General features: G+C 58.8%; 3 protein-coding genes. 1 reads left to right on the top strand and 2 read right to left on the bottom strand.

Annotation, left to right across the window (positions count from 1 at the left end):
* Positions 1-426 (top strand): hypothetical protein (locus tag Q7U71_03445; protein MDO9390810.1); only part of this gene is annotated, 426 nt, incomplete at its 5' end.
* Between the two features lie 228 nt (positions 427-654).
* Here the strand turns inward: Q7U71_03445 and uvrA are convergent.
* Positions 655-3,474 (bottom strand): excinuclease ABC subunit UvrA, encoded by a 2,820-nt coding sequence (gene uvrA, locus Q7U71_03440; GenBank protein ID MDO9390809.1) that lies wholly within the window; start codon positions 3,472-3,474, stop codon positions 655-657.
* A gap of 349 nt (positions 3,475-3,823) precedes the next feature.
* The coding region (locus Q7U71_03435; protein ID MDO9390808.1) for a hypothetical protein at positions 3,824-4,077 on the bottom strand (254 nt) is incomplete at its 5' end.

Genomic DNA, 4,077 nt, shown 5'->3' with positions numbered 1-4,077 from the left:
GGGCCTTCGGGCTCCGGCAAGTCCAGCGCCGCGGCCCTGTTAAAGGACAAGCTCAAGGCCGAGGTCTATTCCGGCAAGGGCTATTACCGCATGGCCAAAAGCCCGGCCGAGGCCTGGAGGAAGTTCCAGGCCGTCCTGCAGGAGGGGGTGGACGGCAAAAGGAACGTCATCCTGATCCTGGTGGGCACCGACAACCTGGAGAAGTTCAAGGCCATGGGCAAATTCTGCCTGGTCCGGTTCACCGCCCCCCCGGCGGTGCTGGAATCCCGGTTTGCCGGGCGGACCACCGTGGTCACCCCCCAGATATCCAAGATGATCGCCGACCAGGAGGCCATGTGGCAGGACGTGCCCTGCGACCTGGTGATAGATACATCATCCAAGACGGTGGAGGAAGTGGTGAAGGAGATCGAGGGGGTGGTGGGGTGACCGACCACCGGGGTTAATTAGCCACAAAAAAGCACAAAATACACAAATGGTTTTTATTCATTTGTCTACGGTAACAGAGATCAGGTAAACCAACGGGGCGGGTCAATTGCATTGACCCGCCCCGTTAACGTTGTTCCCAGTCGCCGCTGGGTGACCTAACCCTATATCCCTTCCCCGCAAGGGAAGGGACTTGTTACCACCCCTTCCCTATGGGGAAGGGGACGGGGGTTAGGTCATCTCCTTCTTCAAATACTGCCCGGTATACGACGCCTTGTTGGCCGCCACCTGTTCCGGGGTGCCGCAGGCCAGCAATTGCCCGCCTTCGTCGCCGCCCTCGGGGCCCAGGTCAATCAGCCAGTCGCAGGACTTCACTATGTCCAGGTTGTGCTCTATCACTATCACCGTATTGCCCATGTCGGCCAGCCGGTGCAGGACAGCCAAGAGCATCTTAACGTCCTCAAAGTGTAATCCGGTCGTCGGCTCGTCCAGAATATAGAGCGTCTTGCCGGTGGCTATCTTGGATAGCTCGGCCGAAAGCTTCACCCGCTGGGCCTCGCCGCCGGACAATGTCGTGGCCGACTGCCCCAACTGGATGTACCCCAGGCCCACGTCGGCCAAAGTGGTCAGCTTGCGGGCCACTTTGGGGATGTTGGCAAAGAACTCCTGGGCCTCGGCCACGGTCATCCTCAGGATCTCGGCTATGTTCTTGCCCTTGTAAAGCACCTCCAGCGTCTCCCGGTTGTAGCGCTGGCCCTTGCAGACCTCGCAGGGGACGTAGACATCCGGCAGAAAGTGCATCTCTATCTTCACTATCCCGTCGCCCTCGCAGGCCTCGCAGCGCCCGCCCTTGACGTTGAAGGAGAACCTTCCGTTGGCGTAGCCCCGCAGTTTGGACTCCTGGGTCATGGCAAAAAGCTCGCGCAGGGTGGTGAACAGCCCGGTGTAGGTGGCGGGGTTGGAGCGGGGGGTGCGCCCTATGGGCGACTGGTCGATGTTGATCACCTTGTCCAGGTTCTCCCAGCCTTCCATTTTCCGGTGCTTGCCGGGCTGGGTGCGGGAGCGGTACAGCTTTTGGGCCAGAGCCTGGTACAGGGTGTCGTTTATCAAAGTACTCTTGCCGGAGCCGGAGACCCCGGTGATACCTATCAGCTTGGCCAGAGGGAACTCCACGTCCAGGTCCTTTAGATTGTTCTCCCGGCAGCCCAAAAGTTTAAGGCTCAGCTTGTTCCCGGCCCGCCGCTTCTTGGGCACCGGGATCTTCCTGGTTCCGGCCAGGTACTGACCGGTGAGGGAGGCCTTGGTCTGCATCACCTTCTTGGGCGTCCCCATCGCCACGATCTCGCCGCCGCCGGCCCCGGCCCCGGGCCCCAGGTCCACTATGAAATCGGCGGCCAGCATGGTCTCCTTGTCGTGCTCCACCACTATCACGGTGTTGCCGATATCCCGCAGTTTTACCAGGGTGTTCAGCAGTTTGACGTTGTCCCGCTGGTGCAGGCCGATGGAGGGCTCGTCCAGCACATACAGCACGCCGGTCAGCGAGGCGCCTATCTGCGTTGCCAGGTGGATGCGCTGGGCCTCGCCCCCGGACAGCGATTCCGAGTGCCGGTCCAAGGACAGGTAGTCCAGCCCCACGTCGGTTAAAAAGCCCAGCCGGGAGTTGATCTCCTTAAGCACCTGCTTGGCGATGGTCTTTTCCTTTTCGGTCAGCTTAAGCTCGGAGCCGAAGAACAGCCGGGAATTCTTGACCGACAGTTTTGACAGCTCGTTGATGGACCTTCCGGCCACCTTCACCGCCAGGGATTCCGGCTTCAAGCGCGCCCCCAGACAGACCGGGCAGGGCAGGATGGACATGAACTTTTCCACCTCGTAGCGGACGTAGTCGGAATCGGTCTGATGGTAGCGGCGCATCATCATGGGGATGATGCCCTCGAACTTCTTGTTGTACTGGTAGACGTTGTCGTTTGAGGCCGACTCGTAGCGGACCTTGACCTCTTTGTCGGTGCCGTAGAGCAGGATGTCCCGGTTCTTCTGGGACATCTTGCCCCAGGGCTCGTCCAGCGAAAAGCTGTAGGCCTTGGCCACCGCCTCCAGGTGGCTGCCTATCCAGTGGCCCATGGGGTCGCCGTAGTGGGAGATGGCCCCCTGGTTGACGGTCAGCTCCGGGTTGTGGACCAGGGCCTCGGGGTCAATCTCCATCTTTGTTCCCAGACCGGAGCAGGCCGGGCAGGCCCCAAAGGGGCTGTTAAAGGAGAACATCCTGGGCGAAAGCTCGCCCAGCGAGATGTGGCACTTGGTGCAGGAGAGCTTTTCGCTGTACAGCACTTCCTGCTTGTCGTTATATATGGCCGCCACCAGACCTTCCGAAAGCTTCAGGGCGGTCTCCAGCGAATCGGCGATCCGCTTCTGGGCTTTTTGGCCGATGGTCATCCTGTCCACCACTGCGTCTATGGCGTGCTTCTTGTTCTTGTCCAGCGCCGGCAGGGCGTCGATGTCATAAAGCTTCTTGTCTATCCGCACCCGCACAAAGCCCTCGCGCCGCAGTTTGTCGAACAGCTCCCGGTACTCGCCCTTGCGGCTCTGGATCAGCGGGGCCAAAATGGCCAGCTTGGTGCCCTCGGGCTGTTCCAATATGGCGTCGGTGATCTGCTGGACGGTCTGCGACGAGATGGGCTGGCCGCACTTGGGGCAGTGGGGGCGGCCGATCCGGGCGAACAGCAGTCTTAGGTAGTCGTGGATCTCGGTGACCGTGCCCACGGTGGAGCGGGGGTTCTTGCTGGCCGCCCTCTGTTCGATGGCAATGGCCGGGGACAGCCCGTCGATGAAGTCCACGTCGGGCTTCTCCATCAAACCCAGGAACTGGCGGGCGTAGGCCGACAGCGATTCCACGTAGCGGCGCTGGCCCTCGGCGTAGATGGTGTCAAAGGCCAGGGAGGATTTTCCCGAGCCGGACAGCCCGGTGATCACCACCAGCTGGTCGCGGGGGATCTCCAGGTCTATGTTCTTGAGGTTGTGCTCCCGGGCCCCCCGGATGGTAAGTTTGTCCATCATGTGATTGGGTGTCCTAAAAAGAATGATTGATGATTCTATTCAACCTGAACTCAACCCCTTGAACCCCTTCTCTTCAAAAGAGAAGGGGACGGGGGATGAGTTCAAACCTGATGCATGTAAAAAGGCAACCTTTGATTATATTAGCATTTGGGGCAAATGTCAAGGGAGGATAGACCCGTGTGGTAACCCCACCCAACCCTGGTTTTAACCGCCCCCATATCCCCCTCCTGGCAGGAGGGGGAGGTTAGTGCCAACCCCGGTATGTCGCGTTAAGAACCATCAGTGAGCATCGAAGTTGACGGCGGTTAAAAGCTTGTCTGCATGTTTGAGGGCAGGGTAAAGCCCGAGTTCAGACAAGCCCGCCGCAAGCGAGAAGCGCAGCGCCCGGATGGTTCTTTGCGACGAGCTTTTTCTTTTGGTTCTTTTCTTGTTGGCGGCACAAAAAGAAAAGAACAGTAAAGTTAATATATCGCCCTAAGGATGGAAAATAATCATTGATTTTTTCCCAATATATAGTATCATTAACCCTCAAACATATTCTGTCAACAACAATCCAATTACAAATAACCGGAGAAGCTACATGCCCGCCAGCAACTACTACCT

This window comes from bacterium, from assembly GCA_030655055.1.
GTDB lineage: Bacteria > Edwardsbacteria > AC1 > AC1 > EtOH8 > UBA5202.
Note: the sequence above shows the minus strand (reverse complement) of the source record. Positions and strands in the feature narration are given on the sequence as shown.